At 65.3% G+C, this 19,487-nt stretch carries 19 protein-coding genes; 13 read left to right on the top strand and 6 right to left on the bottom strand.

What is annotated here, in order from left to right:
• Positions 1 to 7: 7 nt before the first annotated feature.
• Positions 8 to 1,081, top strand: a complete 1,074-nt coding sequence (locus tag NLM25_RS14215) for a malate/lactate/ureidoglycolate dehydrogenase (protein WP_254137343.1) — start codon at positions 8 to 10, stop codon at positions 1,079 to 1,081.
• 169 nt (positions 1,082 to 1,250) lie between these two features.
• Positions 1,251 to 1,886 carry a suppressor of fused domain protein gene (locus tag NLM25_RS14210; protein WP_254137342.1) on the top strand — a complete coding sequence of 212 codons (636 nt, stop codon included), beginning with the start codon at positions 1,251 to 1,253 and terminating at the stop codon, positions 1,884 to 1,886.
• Between the two features lie 198 nt (positions 1,887 to 2,084).
• On the opposite strand, the gene NLM25_RS14205 is transcribed toward NLM25_RS14210, so the two are convergent.
• Positions 2,085 to 3,158 (bottom strand): tartrate dehydrogenase, encoded by a 1,074-nt coding sequence (locus NLM25_RS14205; RefSeq protein WP_014496906.1) that lies wholly within the window; start codon positions 3,156 to 3,158, stop codon positions 2,085 to 2,087.
• A gap of 161 nt (positions 3,159 to 3,319) precedes the next feature.
• Here NLM25_RS14205 and NLM25_RS14200 point away from each other — a divergent pair, with 161 nt between their 5' ends.
• Together NLM25_RS14200 and NLM25_RS14195 are read left to right on the top strand one after the other, a co-directional pair.
• On the top strand, positions 3,320 to 4,096 hold the full coding sequence (locus NLM25_RS14200; protein ID WP_254137341.1) for an SDR family oxidoreductase: 777 nt from the start codon (positions 3,320 to 3,322) through the stop codon (positions 4,094 to 4,096).
• A 109-nt stretch (positions 4,097 to 4,205) separates the two neighbouring features.
• Positions 4,206 to 5,624 carry an amidase gene (locus tag NLM25_RS14195; RefSeq protein WP_254137340.1) on the top strand — a complete coding sequence of 473 codons (1,419 nt, stop codon included), beginning with the start codon at positions 4,206 to 4,208 and terminating at the stop codon, positions 5,622 to 5,624.
• A 54-nt stretch (positions 5,625 to 5,678) separates the two neighbouring features.
• Here NLM25_RS14195 and NLM25_RS14190 read toward each other — a convergent pair whose 3' ends face one another.
• From NLM25_RS14190 to NLM25_RS14180, 3 genes are all read right to left on the bottom strand, one after another.
• Complete coding sequence (locus tag NLM25_RS14190) at positions 5,679 to 5,891, bottom strand: hypothetical protein (protein ID WP_254137339.1); 213 nt, start codon at positions 5,889 to 5,891, stop codon at positions 5,679 to 5,681.
• A gap of 122 nt (positions 5,892 to 6,013) precedes the next feature.
• Positions 6,014 to 7,123 carry an amino acid ABC transporter permease gene (locus NLM25_RS14185; RefSeq protein ID WP_254137338.1) on the bottom strand — a complete coding sequence of 370 codons (1,110 nt, stop codon included), beginning with the start codon at positions 7,121 to 7,123 and terminating at the stop codon, positions 6,014 to 6,016.
• A gap of 2 nt (positions 7,124 to 7,125) precedes the next feature.
• Complete coding sequence (locus NLM25_RS14180) at positions 7,126 to 8,313, bottom strand: amino acid ABC transporter permease (RefSeq protein WP_254137337.1); 1,188 nt, start codon at positions 8,311 to 8,313, stop codon at positions 7,126 to 7,128.
• Between the two features lie 87 nt (positions 8,314 to 8,400).
• On the opposite strand from NLM25_RS14180, the gene NLM25_RS14175 reads away from it, so the two are divergent.
• From NLM25_RS14175 to NLM25_RS14160, 4 genes are all read left to right on the top strand, one after another.
• Positions 8,401 to 9,273, top strand: coding sequence for a MurR/RpiR family transcriptional regulator (locus NLM25_RS14175; protein ID WP_254137336.1), 873 nt, complete (start codon positions 8,401 to 8,403; stop codon positions 9,271 to 9,273).
• A gap of 3 nt (positions 9,274 to 9,276) precedes the next feature.
• Entirely contained in the window at positions 9,277 to 10,626 is a 1,350-nt protein-coding gene (locus NLM25_RS14170) for an aspartate aminotransferase family protein (RefSeq protein ID WP_254137335.1), read from the top strand.
• Positions 10,627 to 10,638: 12 nt separating this feature from the next.
• Positions 10,639 to 11,649: an amino acid ABC transporter substrate-binding protein gene (locus tag NLM25_RS14165; protein ID WP_254137334.1), complete on the top strand. Its 1,011-nt coding sequence runs from the start codon at positions 10,639 to 10,641 to the stop codon at positions 11,647 to 11,649.
• Between the two features lie 185 nt (positions 11,650 to 11,834).
• Complete coding sequence (locus tag NLM25_RS14160) at positions 11,835 to 12,473, top strand: aspartate/glutamate racemase family protein (protein ID WP_254137333.1); 639 nt, start codon at positions 11,835 to 11,837, stop codon at positions 12,471 to 12,473.
• Here the strand turns inward: NLM25_RS14160 and NLM25_RS14155 are convergent.
• Positions 12,470 to 13,117, bottom strand: coding sequence for a TetR/AcrR family transcriptional regulator (locus NLM25_RS14155; RefSeq protein WP_254137332.1), 648 nt, complete (start codon positions 13,115 to 13,117; stop codon positions 12,470 to 12,472). The two genes, NLM25_RS14160 and NLM25_RS14155, sit on opposite strands and share 4 nt — an antisense overlap.
• Positions 13,118 to 13,277: 160 nt before the next feature.
• Here NLM25_RS14155 and NLM25_RS14150 point away from each other — a divergent pair, with 160 nt between their 5' ends.
• From NLM25_RS14150 to NLM25_RS14130, 5 genes are read left to right on the top strand one after another with little or no spacing between them, the layout of a single operon-like run.
• Entirely contained in the window at positions 13,278 to 13,487 is a 210-nt protein-coding gene (locus tag NLM25_RS14150; RefSeq protein ID WP_007607931.1) for a ferredoxin, read from the top strand.
• 57 nt (positions 13,488 to 13,544) lie between these two features.
• Complete coding sequence (locus NLM25_RS14145) at positions 13,545 to 14,765, top strand: cytochrome P450 (protein WP_254117431.1); 1,221 nt, start codon at positions 13,545 to 13,547, stop codon at positions 14,763 to 14,765.
• A gap of 28 nt (positions 14,766 to 14,793) precedes the next feature.
• Positions 14,794 to 16,116, top strand: coding sequence for an MFS transporter (locus tag NLM25_RS14140; RefSeq protein ID WP_254117430.1), 1,323 nt, complete (start codon positions 14,794 to 14,796; stop codon positions 16,114 to 16,116).
• A gap of 3 nt (positions 16,117 to 16,119) precedes the next feature.
• The gene (locus NLM25_RS14135; RefSeq protein WP_254137331.1) at positions 16,120 to 16,782 is read left to right on the top strand and encodes a sulfite oxidase-like oxidoreductase; all 663 of its coding nucleotides are present in this window, start codon (positions 16,120 to 16,122) and stop codon (positions 16,780 to 16,782) included.
• Positions 16,783 to 16,805: 23 nt separating this feature from the next.
• Positions 16,806 to 18,029 carry a bifunctional alpha/beta hydrolase/OsmC family protein gene (locus NLM25_RS14130; protein WP_254137330.1) on the top strand — a complete coding sequence of 408 codons (1,224 nt, stop codon included), beginning with the start codon at positions 16,806 to 16,808 and terminating at the stop codon, positions 18,027 to 18,029.
• Between the two features lie 10 nt (positions 18,030 to 18,039).
• On the opposite strand, the gene NLM25_RS14125 is transcribed toward NLM25_RS14130, so the two are convergent.
• Positions 18,040 to 19,470 carry a PLP-dependent aminotransferase family protein gene (locus tag NLM25_RS14125; protein WP_254141177.1) on the bottom strand — a complete coding sequence of 477 codons (1,431 nt, stop codon included), beginning with the start codon at positions 19,468 to 19,470 and terminating at the stop codon, positions 18,040 to 18,042.
• Positions 19,471 to 19,487 lie beyond the last annotated feature (17 nt).

Here is a 19,487-nt window from a genome sequence, read left to right as displayed (position 1 = left end):
AACACCAATGGCCGACTATCGTACCATCAAGGCAGAGCCGCTCACCAACGCCATCCGCGCCATCGTCAAGGCGGGCGGCTCCTCGGACCGCGAAGCCGAACTCGTCTCCACCAATCTCGTCGAGGCCAATCTCAAGGGGCATGACTCCCACGGCGTCGGCATGATCCCGCGCTATGTCCAGAGCGTCACCAATGGCGGCCTCGCCGTGAACGCGCACGTCAAGATCGTGCTCGACACCGGCCCGCTTCTCACCCTCGACGGCGTCACCGGCTACGGCCAGGTGATCGGCCATGAAGCGATGGAACTGGCGGCAGAGCGCGCCAAGCGCAACGGCGTGTGCCTCGTCGGCCTTTCCAACTCGCACCATATCGGCCGCATCGGCCACTGGGCCGAGCAGTGCATCGACCACGGGCTGGTCTCGATCCACTTCGTCAACGTGATCTCGCGCCCGATCGTTGCGCCCTGGGGCGGCAGCGATGCGCGCCACGGCACCAACCCGTTCTGCGTCGGCATCCCGCGCAGGGGCAAGGATCCCATCGTGCTCGACTTCGCCACCAGCAGGATCGCGCAGGGCAAGACCCGCGTCGCCCACAACAAGGGCGTCGAACTCGAGCCCGGCACCATCATCGACAACGAAGGCAAGCCCACCGTCAATCCGCGCTACACCGTGATCCCGCCGCACGGCGCCATCCTGCCGTTCGGCGAGCACAAGGGTTCGGGGCTCGCGCTGGTGTGCGAAATCCTCGGCGGCGCGCTCTCGGGCGGGCAGGTGGTCAAGGGGCCGTCCGACGGCAAGTACAACGTGCTCAACGGCATGCTCTCGATCGTCATCGATCCGAACAAGCTCGGCACCGGCGAGAACCTCGCGAGCGAAGTCGAGAGCTTCGTCGCCTGGCACACCGGCTCGCCTCCCGGCCCCGGCGTGGAGAAGGTGAAGATCGCCGGCGAGCCCGAGCGCGAGACCAAGAAGAAGCGCCTCGCCGAAGGCATTCCTGTCGATCCGACCACCTGGCAGGAGATTCTCGAGGCCGGGAAGAAGTTCGGGCTGGATCAGGCCGCGATCGAGAAGATCGTCGGCTGATCGGGCGCGAAGCCCATCGGTCGGGTTAGTCCCCGGCCGAATGAACAATTGCGCACTGGCGTCTGGACCAAGGCGAAGCATCGCCGCACTCGTCGAGCGGATTTGAACCGGCCCGCGTTGTCTTACGACAACGCGGAGATCCCGGCTCACATCTGCCCCCGAGGTTTACATGCTCTCCCGTTTTACAAAATTCATGACCGGCTCAAACAGTCCGTCACCTGATCTCTACCGGCAACGGCTCGCCATCTATGAAAACGAGCTGGACGAGCCCGAATACAGCTTCACGGACAGCGCCGAGCGGCGCATCGACATCCACGCCTTCGGCCGCGATTTCGTGCCGGTGTGCCAGGAGGGCTCTGACGAAGGCTATGTGCTTCTGACCAACGGCATGAGCGAACAGCGGATGCCGGGAGTGCGTGGTGACGCGAAGCCGCGCGCCGAACTGATGTGGTACGTCCGCGAGCCGACGCCGGAGATCTGCGACAATCTGCGCTGGCTCGCCAATCTGCCGTTCATCGACTCCACCTGGTTCGGCTTCGGCCACCGGGTGGCGTTGCCGAGACCGCCGGTTGCAGGAACGGAGTTCCAGACATTCCTGTTTCTCACGCCGATCATCGGCCCGGACAAGCAGATCGCCGAGGCGCTCGAGATTGCCGGTGATCCAGTGGAGGTCCTAACCGTGAACCTGATCTCACGCCAGGAACTTGGGCTGATCAAAACCAGAGGACTCGATCCGTTCCTCGATCTGCTTGACGAGAACGATTATCCGCCGATCTTCGATCCGGCGCGGAAGTCATACGTGTAAAGCCCGCCAAAACGCGGCTGTCGTCCCGGACAAGCGAAGCGCCGATCCGGGACCCATAACCACAGGGAGCAGTTTGGCGAAGACTCGGAGTTGCCAGCTCGCTCCATAACTCCTCGACGGGGTTATGGGTCCCTGCTTTCGCAGGGACGACGGGAGAGTTTGTTGCAACGCCGGAGTTAGCCTCGCTAACGCCCCGCCTCAGTCCACCATATCCGCGACCGCCTTGCCGCACGCTGTGGTATCGGCGTTGCCACCGAGGTCCTTGGTGCGCAGCGTGCGCTCTGCCAGCGTGCGCTCGATCGCGTCGACGATCGATTTGCCGGCGACCTTCTCGCCGAGATGCTCGAGCATCATCGCGCCCGACCAGATCGCGCCGATCGGATTCGCAATGCCCTGCCCCGCGATGTCGGGCGCCGAGCCGTGCACGGGCTCGAACACCGAGGGGAAATCGCCCTCGGGATTGATGTTGCCTGACGGCGCGATGCCGATGGTGCCGGTGCAGGCCGGGCCGAGATCGGACAGGATGTCGCCGAACAGATTGGAGCCGACCACGACGTCGAACCAGTCCGGATGCAGCACGAAGTTCGCCGTGAGAATGTCGATGTGGTACTTGTCCCACTTCACGCCGGGAAATTTCTTGGCCATCGCCTCCACCCGCTCGTCCCAATAGGGCATGGTGATGGAGATGCCGTTGGATTTCGTCGCCGAGGTCAGGTGCTTCTTCGGCCGCGACTGCGCGAGCTCGAAGGCGAACTTCAGGATGCGGTCGACGCCGGTGCGGGTCATCACCGTCTGCTGGGTGACGAACTCGCGGTCGGTGTCCGGAAACATGCGGCCGCCGACGGAGGAATATTCGCCTTCCGTATTCTCGCGCACCACCCAGAAATCGATATCGCCGGGCTTGCGGTTCGCCAGTGGCGACGGCACGCCGGGCATCAGCCGCACCGGACGCAGGTTCACATATTGGTCGAACTCGCGGCGGAATTTGATGAGCGAGCCCCACAGCGAGACGTGGTCCGGAATCTTGGCCGGCCAGCCGACCGCGCCGAAATAGATCGCGTCGTGCTTGCCGATCTTTTCCTTCCAGTCATCCGGCATCATCTGGCCGTGCTTCTCGTAATAGTCCCAGGACGAGAAGTCGAAATGGTCGAAATGCAGGGACACGCCATGCTTCTTCGCCGCCGCCTCCAAAACGCGCAGGCCTTCCGGCATCACTTCCTTGCCGATGCCATCGCCGGGAATGACCGCGATCCGGTATTGCTTCTTGCTCATCGATAACGTCCTTGGTTGGTCCGGCAGCCGCCGCCTTTTTGACCGCACTGCAATGAACCAAACTCGGCGGCAGTGCAACGCTGCACTGCAATGTTGACCATGGCGCGGCCATGCGCCTACTGGTTTGATCCTTCCTTGTTCCTCTCCTGCGAGTACCCCTCATGGATCTGCATCTGCGTGGCAAGCGCGTCCTGATCACGGGCGCGTCCAAGGGCATTGGCGCAGCCGCCGCCGAAGCGTTCGCCGAAGAAGGCGCAAACCTCCTGCTCGCCGCCCGCAGCGGCGACCAGCTCAAGGCGCTGGCCGATCGCTTGCGCTCGGCGCACCAGATCGATGCCGCGACGACCATCGTGGATCTGCGGAAGGCAGAGGACGTGGCGCGGCTTGCGAGGGAAGCCGCCGATATCGACGTGCTCGTCAACAACGCCGGCGACATCCCCGGCGGCTCCATCGACAAGATCGACGAGGCGACCTGGCGGCACGCCTGGGAATTGAAAGTGTTCGGCTACATCAACCTGACGCGGCAGATCTACGCGCAGATGAAGGCGAAGGGCGGCGGCGTCATCATCAACGACATCGGTGCGGCCGGCGAGAAATTCGACGCCAACTACATCTGCGGCAGCGCCGGCAATGCCGCCTTGATGGCATTCACCCGCGCGCTCGGCGGCAAGAGCCTCGCCGACAACATCCGCGTGGTCGGCATCAACCCCGGCCCTGTCGGCACCGATCGCCACGTCACCCTGCTCAAGACGCGGGCCAAGCACCAGTTCGGCGACGAGAGCCGCTACAAGGAATTCCAGAAGAGCCTGCCGCTCGGCCGGCCTGCGCATGCGCGCGAGATCGGCGATCTCATGGCGTTCCTGGCATCGGATCGCGCCGGCTATACGTCGGGCGTCATCTATACCGTGGATGGCGGCATCAGCGCGGGATGGGGTTAGTTCTTCCGTCATTGCGAGCGAAGCGAAGCAATCCAGGAATGTCTCCGCGGTGACGGACTGGATTGCTTCGCTTCGCTCGCAATGACGACACAGCATAGGAGTAAAATAGTTGTCTCAAGACCTGATCAGCGAAACCGCGTGCGCCGTCGTCGACAAGCTGCGCTCCGGCGACGTCTCGCCGCTCGAACTTCTGGATGCGGTGGAGAAGCGCATCAGCGAGGTCGACGGCAAGGTCAACGCGCTGCCGACACTGTGCTTCGATCGTGCGCGGACCAATGCAAAGGCGCTGATGCAGAAGCCCGCCGGCGCGCGCGGTCTGCTTGCCGGCCTGCCGGTGCCGATCAAGGATCTGACCGATGTCGCCGGCGTGCTGAACACCCAGGGCTCGCCGATCTTCAGGGACAACATCCCCTCGACGTCCGACCTCATGGTCGAGAACCTCGAAGGCAATGGCGCCGTCGTCTACGCCAAGTCGAACACGCCGGAATTCGGCGCCGGCGCCAACACCTTCAACGAAGTGTTCGGCGCGACCCTCAACCCCTGGGATACTTCGAAATCGGCCGCCGGCTCCTCCGGCGGCGCGGCGGTAGCGCTTGCCACCGGCATGGCCTGGCTTGCGCAGGGATCGGACATGGGCGGCAGCTTGCGCAGCCCCGCAGCCTTCTGCGGCGTCGTCGGCATGCGGCCGAGCATCGGCCGCGTCGCGCATACCCCCAAATCCGCCATCGATCGCAATCTCGGCGTCGTCGGCCCGATGGCGCGCAACGTCGAGGATCTCGCGCTGCTGCTGGATGCCATGAGCGGCGACTATGCCGCCGATCCGCTGTCGCTGCCTGCACCTGCGACCTCGTTCCTGTCGGCGGCACAGTCGGGCAAGAAGCCGAAGCGCATCGCCTATTCGCCTGATCTCGGCATCACGCCTGTTGATCCCGAAGTGAAGGCGATCACGCGCAAGGCGGCGGAACGCTTCGCGGAAGCCGGCGCCATCGTGGAAGAGGCGCATCCGGACTGGCGCGAGGCGCATGAGTGCTTCCACGTCCTGCGCGCGTTCGATTTCGCGATCACCAAGGCCAATCTGCTCCGCACCAAGCGCGATTTGCTCAAGCCCGAGGTGATCTGGAACATCGAGGAGGGCCTCAAGCTCACCGTCGAGCAGCTTGCGCGCGCCGAAGCCCAGCGCGTCGGCATGACCGCACGCGCCGTCGCGTTCTTCGAGACATACGATCTGCTGCTGACGCCGACGACGATCGTGCCGCCCTTCCCGATCGAGCATCGCTATGTCGCCGAATGCGCCGGCAAGACGTTCGAGAACTACGTCGAATGGCTCGGCATCGTCTACGCGATCACGCTCGCCTGCTGCCCGTCGCTGTCGCTGCCCTGCGGCTTCACGGCCTCGGGCCTGCCGGTCGGCGTGCAGGTCGTCGGCGCGCCGCGCGGGGACGCGCAGGTGCTCGCGGGCGCGAAGGTGCTGGAGGATATTCTGGGCCTGCGCGGAACGACGCCGATCGATCCGAAGGTAAAGGCTTAATGCGGGCCGCGCCGGGGGACCTGGATTGTCCCCCAGTGCCAGCAACCTCGCGCCCTAGTCGTTCACCTTCGGGCCACCGTGATACTGGTGCGCGTCGTAGCCCGAATCCTCCGTCATCGCGGCGTGGGCCATGAAGCCCGGATGGGGCTGTGACATCCGGACGGTGGCTTCCGAAGCCATGGCTGGATGATGCACGACGCCGCGGGCGTCGGCAGCAGAGCAAAGCGCGACCAGAACGGCCGCCGCGGCGAGAACAGATTTCATCATGATTTGACGTGCCTCGTGTTGAAGCCCACCAGCAAATAAGAGGTGGGCTTCGCAACGTAGGATTCCCAGTCTGAATCCGGGCTCCTGCTATAGGCGCGGAATAAACTTTCCGTAGGCCCGGATTACCTCACGGCGGAGTGAGCCTCGAGGCTCCGGCTGTAGCGCGACATCGCGAAGCAGAACATGAAATAGATCGCGGCGACGAAGATGTAGACTTCGACGGAGAACTGCTGCCAGGCGGGATCGATGATCGCCGTCTTCGCCGTTGTCAGCAGGTCGAAGATGCCGATGATCAGGACGAGGCTGGTGTCCTTGAAGAAGGCGATGAACGTGTTGACCAGCGGCGGGATCACGTGGCGGATCGCCTGCGGCAGGACGATCAGGCGGTGCTTGCGCCAGTAGGACAGTCCCAGCGCATCGGCGGCCTCATATTGCCCGCGCGGCACGGCCTGGAGGCCGCCGCGAATGACTTCGGCAAGATAGGCGCCGGCGAACAGGATGATGGCGATCTGCGCGCGCAGCAGCTTGTCGATGTTGAATCCGCTTGGCATGAACAGCGGAAACATCACGCTCGCCATGAACAGCAGGCTGACCAGCGGCACGCCGCGGATCAGCTCGACATAGAGCACGCTGAGCGAGCGGATCGCCGGCAGTTTTGACCGCCGGCCGAGCGCGACGAGAATGCCGAGCGGGAAGCCGAAGGCCAGGCCGAACGTCGCCAGGATCAACGTCACCGGCAGGCCGCCCCAGCGGTCCTGCGAGACGAAGGAGAGCCCGAACACACCGCCCCACATCAGCACGCTGATCAGCGCCAGCGCGCCGATCCAGAGATAGGCCAGTTCGCGCCGCCACAGGGCGCGGCGGGTGGAGAAATAGAACAGCGCAATGAACAGCACCACCGACAGCGCCGGCCGCCACTGCTCGTCGAACGGATAGGTGCCGAACAGGATGAAGCGGTATTTTTCCGGGATGATCGCCCAGCAGGCGCCGATGCCGCGCACCGCACGGCAAGCGCTGGAATCGCTTGCCGGCGTGAGCCAGACCGCGTTCGCAATGCCCCACTGCACGAAACTGAGGATGCCCTTGGCGAGCACCGCAAGGAGCACGACCGAGAGAATGCCGTTCGGGATCGACGAGAACAGGTTGGTGCGCAGCCAGCGCAGCACCGGATTGCCGACTTGCGGTCGGCGGGCGGCGCGCGGTGCGTCCGGGATGTCGGTGATCGCGGTCATGCTCAGCGCTCCACCAGCGCGATGCGCGCATTGTACCAGTTCATGAAGAAGCTGATGCCGAGGCTGATGGTCAGGAACACCGCCATGATCAGCGCGATGGCCTCGATCGCCTGCCCGGTCTGGTTCAGCGTGGTGTTGGCGATCGAGACCACGTCCTGGTAGCCGATCGCGACCGCGAGCGAGGAGTTCTTGGTCAGATTGAGATACTGGCTCGTCATCGGCGGCACGATGACGCGCAACGCCTGCGGCAGGATGATCTGCCGCAGCAGGAAGCTGCGGCGAAGGCCGAGCGCGTTGGCGGCATCCCACTGCCCCCGCGGCACGGACTGGATGCCGCTGCGCACGATCTCGGCGATGAAGGCGGAGGTATAGGTCACGAGCGCGATCAGCAGCGCGAAATATTCCGGGGCGAGCGTCAGCCCGCCGACGAAATTGAAGCCGCGCAGCTGCGGCCATTCGATGGTCCAGGACACCCCGAGCACCACGGATACCGTCGCGGGCAGCGCGAGGATGAGCCCGACCGCAAAGGGCCAAGCGGCCCGCGGTCTGCCGTCGCGCATCTGCTGCGCGATCAGCCATCGCCTGATCAGATAGAACACGGCAAGGCCGAGTACCGCCGTGCCGATCACCCAGAGCTGCGGCGAGCCGACCGGAATCGCCGGCAGGATCAGGCCGCGATTGGACAGGAAGACGCCCTCGACCGGCCGCCATGCCGCGCGCGCGGCCGGCAGCGCCTGCATCAGGACGTACCAGAACAGGAGCTGGAGCAGCAGCGGGATGTCGCGGAGCGTTTCGACATAGACGGCCGCGAGTCGCGACAGCAGCCAGTTGGCGGACAATCGCGAGATTCCGATCAGCGTACCCAGGATGGTCGCGAGCACGATGCCGATCACGGCGACACGCAAGGTGTTGGCGATGCCGACGACGAAGGCCCACAGGTACGTGTCTCTCGGATTATAGGCGAGCAGGCTGTCGGCGATCGGCATGCCCGCTTCACGGCCGAGAAAGGCAAAGCCGGTCGTGATGCGCCGCGCCGTGAGATTGGTGACGGTGTTTGACCAGAGGAAAACGACAACCCCAAGCACGATCCCGACGACGAGCACCTGCCAGAACAGGCCTTGCAGCTCTCTGCGACCCCATGCGCCGAAGAAGCGACGGCGGGGCGGCGGTCTCGGACTGTCTGAAGTCACAGCACAAAAATCCTTTTCACGAGCAACGATTTCCGGCAGCGCACGTCAACTGTTGCACCAATCTCAAAAGCGTGCAACAAATGTTTCATGGCCGAGCCCGCGAAATCCTCGCCCTTGAGCGAACTGCGCATTGCGTTGCCATCGCTCCCCCTGCGCCTGCAGGAGGTCGGCCGCTTCGTCGCCGCCAATGACTACGACGCCACCACCCGATCGATGCGCGATCTCGCCGCCGAGGCCGGCGCCGACCCCGCCGCATTCACCCGGCTTGCCAAGGCGATCGGCTATTCGGGCTGGGACGAACTCCGCGCAGCTCTGACCGAGGCGCGGCGGCCGTCGCAGACCTCGCCCTTCTCCGGCCGCGCCCGGAGCCGCCGTCACGGCCCCAACGCGGATGCCGCGTTCGTCACCGACAAGCTCGAGGCCGAGGCCGCCGGCCTTCCGCGTATTCCGGCACAGCCAATCGCGGACGCGGCCCGCGCGCTGCACGAGGCCAAGCGGATCTGGATTGCCGGCTATCGCAGCTGCCGCAGCGTCGCGGAGCTGCTGAACTACGAACTGCGGCTGTTTCGCCCCGAGCAGGTGCAACTCGTCGGCGTGTCCGGCCCCGACGATCTCGATCTCGGCGCGTTCCGGCCCGGCGAGGCCGTCATCGTCATCGGGTTCCTGCCCTATACGCATGCGAGCGTCCGCGTCGCGCAAGCCGGCCATCGCGGCGGCGCAACGCTGATCGCGATCGCGGACAGCCTGTCGGCGCCGATGGCCGAAGGCGCCGACCACGTGCTGCTGTTCGAGGCGGCCTCTTCCCCCGGCTTCTTCCCCAGCCTGACCGGCGCCATCGCGATCGCACAATCGCTCGCCGCGGTGACGTTCTCGCTCGGCGGCGTGGCCGCGAAGAAGCGCCTGGAAACTACCGAGGCGCGGCTCGCCGCCGCCTCCACCTACGTCTCAGAGAAAGGTTGACCCATGGCCGCTCGCACCAGCCGCGTGCTGCACCGCTCATTGCGCGAAACGCCGCCCAAGGCGATCGGCGGCGAAGGCGTCTATCTCTTCGCCGAGGACGGCCGGCGTGTGATCGACGCCTCCGGCGGCGCTGCCGTCTCCTGCCTCGGCCATCAGCATCCGCGCGTGATCGCGGCGATGGCGAAGCAGGCCTCGACGCTGGCCTATGCGCACACCGCCTTCTTCTCCTCCGAGCCGGCCGAGGCGCTGGCCGAGACGCTGGTCGGCCACGAACCCGGCGGTCTCGCCTATGCCTATTTCGTCAGCGGCGGGTCGGAGGCGATCGAGGCCAGCATCAAGCTGGCGCGGCAATATTTCATCGAGCGCGGCGAGCCCCAGCGGCAGCACTTCATCGCGCGGCGGCAGAGCTATCACGGCAACACGCTCGGCGCGCTCGCCGCCGGCGGCAATGCCTGGCGGCGCGCCCCCTATGCGCCGCTGCTCTCCGGCGCTTTCAGCCATGTGACGCCGGCCTTCGCCTATCACGAGAAGCACGACAGCGAGTCTGACGCGCAATTCGTGGCGCGGCTCGCCGCCGAGCTCGAAGCCGAGTTCCAGCGGCTTGGCCCGGATACCGTCGCGGCGTTCCTGGCCGAACCCGTGGTCGGCGCCACCGCTGGCGCCGTGACGGCACCGGACGGCTACTTCAAGGCCGTGCGCGAAATCTGCGACCGGCACGGCGCGCTGCTCATCCTCGATGAGGTGATGTCCGGCATGGGCCGCACCGGCACAACGCATGCCTGGGAGCAGGAAGGCGTGGCCCCGGACATCCAGGCGATCGCAAAGGGGCTCGGCGGCGGCTACCAGCCGATCGGCGCGATGCTCGCAAGCGGCAAGATCGTCGACACCATCCGCGCCGGATCGGGCGCGTTCCAGCACGGCCACACTTATCTCGCACATCCCCTCGCCTGCGCGGCGGCGCTCGCGGTGCAGGACGTGATCCGCGAGGACGGCCTGCTCGGCCGCGTGAAGGAGCGCGGCAAGCAGCTCGAGCAACGGCTGATCGAGCGCTTCGGCAATCATCGGCATGTCGGCGACATCAGGGGCCGCGGCCTGTTCTGGGCGATCGAGCTCGTCGCCGATCGTGCCAGCCGCACCTCGTTCGATCCCGCGCTCAAGCTGAACCAGAAGATCAAGGCGGAAGCGTTCGCCAACGGGCTCGGCTGCTATCCCGGCGGCGGCACCGCGGACGGCGTCCGCGGCGACCATGTGCTGCTGGCGCCGCCCTACATCACCTCTGCGGAGGAAATCGACCAGATCGTCGACAAGCTCGGCACGACCGTCGACAACGTGTTGCGTAGTGTCAATCACTGAGGGGAGAGTAAAATGAGGAAAGTGGTTATCGCAGCGGGCTTGCTCGCGGCATCGACGGTCGTCGCGTCGGCGGCGACGCTCGACACGGTGAAGAGCCGCGGCACGCTGGTGTGCGGCGTCAGCGCCGGCTTTGCCGGCTTCTCCGCACCGGACTCGCAAGGCAATTACAAGGGCCTCGACGTCGATTATTGCCGCGCGCTCGCCGCTGGCGTGCTCGGCGATGCCAACAAGGTGCGTTACGTCTCGCTGACCGCGCAGAACCGTTTCACTGCGCTGCAATCGGGCGAGATCGACGTGCTCTACCGCAACTCGACCCAGACGTACTTGCGGGGTGTCACGCTGGGCCTGCGGCAAGGGCCGATCAATTTCTACGACGGCCAGGGTTTTGTGGTGAAGAAGGACCTCGGCGTGAAGGAGCTGAAGGACCTCAAGGGCGCCACCGTCTGCGTCGCGCAAGGCACCACTCATGAGGTCACGCTCGGCGATTACGGCCGCGCCAACGGCATCGACTGGAAGCCGCTGGTGTTCGACCGCGTCGATACGATGTACCAGACCTTCTTCGGCGGCCGCTGCGATGCCATGACCCAGGACGCTTCCGCGCTCGCCGGCGCCGTCACGACTGCGGCGCCGAACCCGGCCGACTACGTCGTGCTGCCGCAGACCATCAGCAAGGAGCCGCTCGGCCCCTTCACCCGCAACGGCGACGAGGTCTGGAGCGACATCGTCACCTGGCTGCACTACGGCCTGATCGAGGCCGAGGAGCTCGGCGTCACGCAGGCCAATGTCGATGAGATGACGAAGTCGCAGACACCCGCGATCCAGCGGCTGTTGGGGGCCTCTGGCGATCTCGGCTCCCGGCTGGGACTCGACAACAAATGGCTGGTGACAGTGATCAAGGCCGGCGGCAATTACGGCGAGATCTATGAACGCAATGTCGGCAAGGCGAGCCCGCTCAAGCTCGACCGCGGCCTCAACGGCCTCTGGAGCAAGGGCGGCCTGATGTACGCGGTGCCGTTCAAGTAAGGAGTTCACCTCTCCCCGCCTGCGAGGAGAGGTCGGATTGCCCCGGCGATGCGAGGCATCGTCCGGCGCAATCCGGGTGAGGAGGACTCTCCGCGAGTCCAACCTTCACTTTTTGCGCCGCTAGAGCCCCTCACCCCACCCCTCTCCCCGCAAGAACGGGCAGAGGGAGAAGAAGCACCGAGCCCATGCGCATCGCCCTGATCCACGCACTCAAGCATTCCATCGCCCCGATCGAGGCGGCGTTCGCAAACGCGTGGCCCGAAGCGCGGCTGATGAACCTGCTCGACGACAGCCTGTCGGCGGATCTGGCGCGCGACGGCGCGCTCAACGATGCCATGACCGAGCGCTTCCTCGCGCTCGGGGACTATGCGGCAGCGACCGGAGCCGATGGAATCCTGTTCACCTGCTCGGCCTTCGGTCCCTGCATCGAGGCCGTCGCGCGCACACATGCGCCGATGCCGGTGCTCAAGCCGAACGAGGCCATGATCGAGCGCGCGGTGACGATGGGCAAGAGGATCGGCCTGCTCTCGACCTTCCCGCCGACGCTGGTCTCGATGCCGCCGGAGTTTCCCGCCTCCGTCCAGATCGTACCGAAGCTTGCCGAAGGCGCGCTGGCCGCGCTCGACCGCGGCGATCGCGCCACGCACGACCGGCTGATTGTCGAAGCTTCGCGCGATCTGCGTGATTGCGACGTCATCGCGCTCGCCCAGTTCAGCATCGCGGCAACGGCGCCGCTGGTCGCGGAGGCCACCGGCCGTCCCGTCGTGACCACACCTGACAGTGCTGTCGACAAGCTGATCAGGCTGCTGAAGGCGAAGCCTTAAGCGCCGGCCTTCTTTCGACGCCGTGCGTCCTTGATCGCGACCGCAAGCGCAGCCTTCGTTTCGTTCACAAAATCCTCGACCAGCTCTTCGCGCGTGGCATGCGCCGCCTCGCCGGTGAACAGCCCCTGCTCCGCCAGCATCACGACGCCATGCAGCGCCGCCCAGATCTTGAGTGCTTGCCGTTCGCGCAAATAGCCAACTGCCGGCGCCTCCAGCGCCTCGATCACGAGCCCAAAGGTCTCGCGCGTCGCCTCATGCAGCTCGCTGCCCTTGGTCGCGCACGATACGGTGCGCGACGCGAACATCAGGCGATAGATGCCGTTACGGCGCAGACCGAAATCCAGCGTTGCCTGCGCCAGCCGCGACAGTTTCGATTGCTTCGACGGCTTCGCCATCGCCTCGCGCAGAAGTGCACTGAGCTGCCGGAACGCCTCCGCCGTCACTGCCGTTAGCAGCGCATCACGGTCGGCAAAATGCCGATACGGCGCCGGCTGCGAGACGCCGAGCTGTTTTGCCAGCGCCTTGATGCTGATCGCCTCGGCGCCGCCCTGCTCGGCCTCGCGCAACGCGGCCTTGATCAGGGCGTCGCGGAGGTCGCCGTGGTGGTAGGTGTTCCCGGGCTTGCGAGCGAGTTGTGAACGCATGTCGCGGCGAAGCCTATAAGTTTGCGCTTGACAGGGGAAGCCTGTCGCGAATGTAATAGCATATAACTTAGAACGAGCGGCAAGTGCCGCGAATAAATTGACACGAGGAACGCGCGCCGCCCTTCGGGCCCCCCGCGCATACACGACCGAGGAAGCCGCCATGACAGAGCGTCTGAGGGTTCACGTCGATCCCGACAAGTGCCAGGGCCACGCGCGCTGCAAGGCGCTGGCGCCTGAACTGTTCGAACTCGACGAATACGGCAACGCCCATGAAGCGGGGGACGGCACTGTGCCGCCCGGCCTCGAAGACAAGGCCTGGCTTGCCAAATCCAACTGCCCGGAAATTGCGATCGATGTGATCGAGGAGTAGCGCGGGCTCAACGCGCCCCGCGTGCTTTTCAGCGAACACGAGCCCGAGGAATCCGAGATGTCCGACGTCAGCCAGCCCGCCGCCCATCCGCCCGTGACCGACTGGGTGCATGATTTCGACCACACCGATCCGCAATGGACGGACGATCCCTTCCCGATCTGGGAGGAGCTGCGCGCCGCGAGCCCGGTCGTGCATACCGAGCGTTTTCTCGGCTGCTACATGCCGACCACCTACGAGGCCGTGCGCGAGATCGCCAACGACACCGAGCATTTCTCCTCGCGCCGTATCATCGTCCGTGACGTCCGGCCCGAGGTCGCCAGGAACGCGGCGCCGCCGATCACCTCGGATCCGCCCGTGCACAAGCCGGCCAAGCAATTGCTGCTGCCGCCGTTCACGCCAGACGCGATGAAGAAGCTCGAGCCGCGGGTCCGCGCCATCTGCAACGAGCTGATCGACGACTTCATCGCCGAAGGCCGGGTCGACGCAGCCGCGCGTTATACCAAGCACATTCCGGTGCGCGCGATCGCCCATATGCTCGGCATCCCCGAGAGCGACAGCGACCTGTTCATCAACTGGATCCACATGATCCTGGAGCTCGGCATCAAGGACGAGAATATGCTGCTCCAGGCCGTCCACGAGATGAGCGACTATTTCAGGACGCATATCGAGGCGCGCAGGTCGAAGCCGACCGACGATCTCATCTCCTACCTGATGAATGCCAAGGACCGGGAAGGCCAGCCGCTGGAAGAGTCCCACGTGCTGGGTTCGCTGCGGCTGCTCCTGATCGCGGGCATCGACACCACATGGAGCGCGATTGGCTCCTCGCTCTGGCATCTCGCCAGGACGCCGGCCGACCGCGAGCGCCTGATCGCCGAGCCCGGGCTGATCCCGACCGCGGTGGAAGAGCTGCTGCGGGCCTACTCGCCGGTGACGATGGCCCGCGAGGTGGTCAAGGAGACCACGATCTCGGGCTGCCCGGTCAAGGCCGGGAACATGGTGCTCTTGTCCTTCCCGGCCGCCAACCGTGATCCAAAAATGTTTCCGGACGCTGACAAAGTCGTGATCGATCGCCGCGAGAACCGCCACGCCGCCTTCGGCCTTGGCATCCACCGCTGCGTCGGTTCCAACCTTGCGCGCATGGAGATGCAGGTTGCGCTGGAGGAATGGCTGAAGCGAATTCCGGACTTCGCCCTCGATCCAGCAGGCACGGTGACCTGGTCACAGGGCACCGTGAGAGGTCCCCGACAGTTGCCATTTCTGCTCGGAAAGGCGATGTAGGCCTTTCCAAACAGCGGAGAGGCCGGACGTGACAGTGCAAGCAACCCAACCGGCCTCCGACCACATTGACATCGCCGACGCCGAACGGCGGATCAAGGCGATCTTGATCGGCTCGATCGGCAATCTCGTCGAATGGTACGATTTCTACGCCTATACGGCGTTCGCGCTTTATTTCGCTCCCGCCTTCTTTCCCGGCAACGACCCTGTCGTGCAGCAATTGAACGTCGCGGTCGTGTTCGCGGCGACCTTTCTGATGCGGCCCCTGGGCGGTTGGTTTTTCGGCTATCTCGCCGATCATTTCGGCCGCCGCATCTCGCTCACGCTGTCGGTGGTCTTCATGTGCTTCGGCTCGCTGATCATCGCCCTGACGCCGACCTATGCAACCATCGGCTTTGCGGCCCCCGTGATCCTCGCGCTGGCCCGCGTGATCGAGGGCCTGAGCCTCGGCGGCGAATACGGCGCCAGCGCCACCTATCTGAGCGAGGTCGCCGATCCCAAGCATCGTGGCTTCTATTCGAGCTTCCAGTACGTCACGCTGATCGGCGGCCAGCTCACCGCCATCATCGTGCTCCTGCTGCTGCAAAAGGTCTTCCTCACGCCGGAGGAGCTGAAAGCCTGGGGCTGGCGCATCCCGTTCGCGATCGGCGCGGCACTCGCGATCTTTGCCGCAGTCATGCGGCGCAATCTGCACGAAACCGAGGCTTTCGAGGAAGCCAAGAAGGTGGTGAAGCCGACCGGCTCGATCACCAACCTCTTGCGCTATCCCCGCGAGCTGCTCCTCGTGGTCGGCCTCACTGCCGGCGGCACCGCGGCTTTCTACACCTTCACCACCTACATGCAGACCTTCGTCAAGCTCTCGGTCGGGCTGACCGAGGACCAGACCACCTTCGTGATCTTCGGCACGCTGATCTTCGCAACCATCCTGCAGCCGATCTACGGCGCCATCTCCGACAGGATCGGTCGCAAGCCGCTCTTGATCTTCTTCGGCGTCGCCGGCACGCTCGCAACCGTGCCGCTGCTGATGACGCTGAAGGAGACCAAGTCGCCCTTCATCGCGTTCATCCTGATCTGCGCCGCCTGGCTCTTCGTGGCCGGCTACACCTCGATCAACGCGGTGGTGAAGGCCGAGCTGTTCCCGACCAATGTCCGCGCCCTCGGCGTCGGCCTGCCCTATGCCATCACCGTCTCGATCTTCGGCGGCACGGCACCCGCGATTGCGCTCTATTTCAAGAGCATTGGGCATGAGGAGTGGTTCTACTACTATCTCGCCGGCGTCATTTTCCTGTCGCTGATCATCTATTCCACCATGCGCGACACCAAGCACGCCTCCGCGATGCATCGCCACGAGTAGCTCATGGCCGACGACAACGAGCCGCCCGACAGCAAGCTGACGCGCACCAAGGAGAAATGGGCGCGCGAGGGCCGCTTCCTCACCGGCAAGATCACGCGTCCGGAAGACCAACGCCTGCCGCCCGGCCAGCATCTGACAAAAGACTGGCCGGTGCTCGATCTCGGCGTCGTGCCCCCGGTGTCGCGCGAGCGCTGGCGGCTCGACGTCTATGGTGCGATCGAGAATCCCGTGTTCTGGACCTTCGCGGAGTTCACTGCACGGAAGCAGGACCGATTCACCTCCGACATCCACTGCGTGACGACCTGGTCGCGCTACGACAATGAGTGGGAAGGGCTTGCGACGCGCGAGTTGCTCGCAGCTTGCCAGCCGCGAGCCGATGCGCGCTTCGTCGTCCTGCACTCCTATGACGGCTACACCACCAACCTCGCGCTCGAGGACTTTGCCGCCGAGGACGCGCTGCTCGCCCACAGTTGGTCGGGTCAGCCGTTGTCGGACGAACACGGCGGCCCGGTTCGGCTGGTCGTGCCGCATCTGTATTTCTGGAAGAGCGCAAAGTGGCTCCAGGCGATCGAATTCCTGACCGAGGATGCGCCGGGTTTCTGGGAAGTCCGCGGCTATCATAATCGCGGCGATCCCTGGGCCGAGCAGCGCTATTCGGGCGATTAGAGTTTAGAAACGGGGGAAAGCCCATGCCGACGCAACGCTTTCAATTCACCGGCGAAGGCGGTCATCAACTTTCGGCCGCGCTGGAGCTGCCGGATGGCGAGCCCGCAGCCTTCGCGCTGTTCGCCCACTGCTTCACCTGCGGCAAGGACACTCTGGCAGCCAAGCGTATCTCGGTCGCGCTCGCGGCCAAGGGCATCGCGGTGCTGCGCTTCGACTTCACCGGGCTCGGCTCCAGTGAGGGGGACTTTGCCAATTCGACGTTTTCCTCCAACGTCGCCGATCTCGTGCACGCTGCCGATCATCTGCGCAAGGTCCGCAAGGCGCCGTCGATCCTGATTGGCCACAGCCTCGGCGGCGCCGCAATCCTCGCCGCTGCCGGAAAGATTGCGGAAGCCAGGGCTGTCGTGACCATCGCAGCGCCATCCGATCCCGCTCACGTCACCGGCCTGTTCAGGGAGCATCTCGACAACATCCGCGCACAGGGCGAAGTCGAGGTTTCGCTGGCGGGGCGCCCATTCCGGATCAAGCGCGAATTCCTCGACGACATCGCCGAGCACGAGCTGATGAAGGACGTCACCGGCCTGCACAAGGCCCTGCTGGTGATGCAGTCACCCGTCGACGACACCGTGGGCATCGACAATGCGACGAAGATCTTCGTTGCGGCCAGGCACCCGAAGAGCTTCGTCTCGCTCGACCATGCCGATCATCTCCTCACCAAGCCGGCCGACGCCCTCTACGCGGCCGACGTGATCGCGGCCTGGGCCAGCCGGTACATCGAGGCTGCAAAGCCCGCGACAACGATGGATCTCGCCGAGGAGCCGCGCAAGGTCGTGGTGCAGGAAACTCGCAAGAGCAAGTTCAACCAGATCGTCACCGTCGGGCCGCATCATCTGGTGGCCGACGAGCCGGTCGCCGCTGGTGGCGAGGATGCCGGTCCCGGCCCTTACGACTTCCTGCTGGCCGGCCTTGGTGCTTGCACCTCCATGACCATGCGCCTTTATGCCGATCGCAAGTCGCTGCCGCTCGATCGCGTCACGGTCACGCTGAAGCATTCGAAAATCTATGCCAAGGACTGCGCGGAGTGCGAGACGCGCGAAGGCATGCTCGACCAGATCGAGCGCGACATCGCGATCGACGGCGCACTCGATGCCGAGCAGCGCAAGAAGCTGATGGAAATCGCCGACAAGTGTCCGGTGCACCGGACGCTCACCTCGGAGATCCGCATCGTGACGAAGGCCGTGGACTAGCGCGCCTGCATCAGAAGCACGACGCCATCGTCCGCAACGCCGCGCTGATCTCGTTCTCGCGCCAGGCCGCGAAGCCGAGCAGCAGGCCGTGATCGCGCGGACGGCCGAGCGCCAGACTGGACAAGGCCCGTGTTTCAACGCCCGCCTCGACCAGCCGCTTGACCGCGGCCTGATCGGCCCGGCCGCGCTTGAGCCGCGCCACGAGCTGGATGCCGCCCGAGGGGATCTCGACCGAGAGCACGTCGCCGAGATGGCGCTCCAGTCCCTCCACGAGGTGATCGCGGCGGGCGTGGTAGAGCCGGCGCATCCGGCGCAGATGCGCAAGGAAATGCCCATCGGCAACGAATTCGGCCAGCGCTTCCTGGACGTGGCTGGCAGCGATCAGCCCAATATGCCGCTGTGCGATCTCCAGGGTGCCGACCAGCGCCGGCGGCACGACGAGATAACCAAGCCGGATATCCGACGTCATCGCCTTCGAGAACGTACCGACATAGAACACGCGGCCGTGGGCGTCCACCCCCTGCAGGGCCGGCACCGGCCGGCTGTCGTAGTGAAACTCGCCGTCGTAATCGTCCTCGACGATCCAGGTCTTGCCGGGCCTGCTTGACCTGAGAAACTCGGTGCGGCGCGCCAGTGACATCAGCCGCCCGGTCGGATGCTGGTGCGATGGCGTCATGAAGATAAGCTTCGGCGGAGCCATTCCGGGCGTCCGCTGCATGCCCTGCTCGTCCAGCCGCATGCCCGTCACGCGCGCACCAGACGCGCGGAAGGCAGCTGCGGCGCCGGGATAGCCGGGGTCCTCGACCCAGACATCGTCACGGGGCGAGATGAGCACCGCCGCGATCAGGGTCAGCGCGGCTTGCGCGCTCGGCAGGATCAAGATCTGCTCGGCTGTCGCGCGCACTCCCCTGCTGGTCGCGAGATAGTGCGCCAACGCCTCACGCAGGCGCATCCGGTTCACCGGTCCGAGCTCGCGCCTGGCCGCACGCATAGCACTACGGCGCAGGCAACGTGCCCAGATCTCGTTCGGAAACTCCCGGAAATCACCGTGCCCGGGCCGCAAGGGTTTGAGTGGCGCCTGATAGGACATCGGCCAGTCGGTCTGCTTGAGCTTCGAGGCCCAAGGCGAGAGCTGCGGCCTGGCAGAGCGGGCGCTCGACGCGACGGCGCCCGTCCCGTCGCCGCGCTCACCACCGTCGACCGTCACCACGGGACGGCGGCCGTGCGAGGCCTCGAGATATCCCTCCGCCGCAAGCTGCTCGAACGCATAGGTGACGGTGTTGCGCGAGACGCCGAGATCGCTCGCAAGCCGACGGCTCGATGGCAGCGCGAGGCCTTTGCCGAGGCGGCCGGTTGCGATCAAGGCTCTGAGCTGGCCCGTCAGCTGGGCCACCAGCCCCTCCTCATCGACCCTCCTCAGGGCGATCAGCGCGGAGATCATGGCTTCCGAGACTGGCA

The organism is Bradyrhizobium sp. CCGB01, from assembly GCF_024199795.1.
Lineage (GTDB): Bacteria > Pseudomonadota > Alphaproteobacteria > Rhizobiales > Xanthobacteraceae > Bradyrhizobium.
This window is presented reverse-complemented; position numbering and strand designations above follow the sequence as displayed.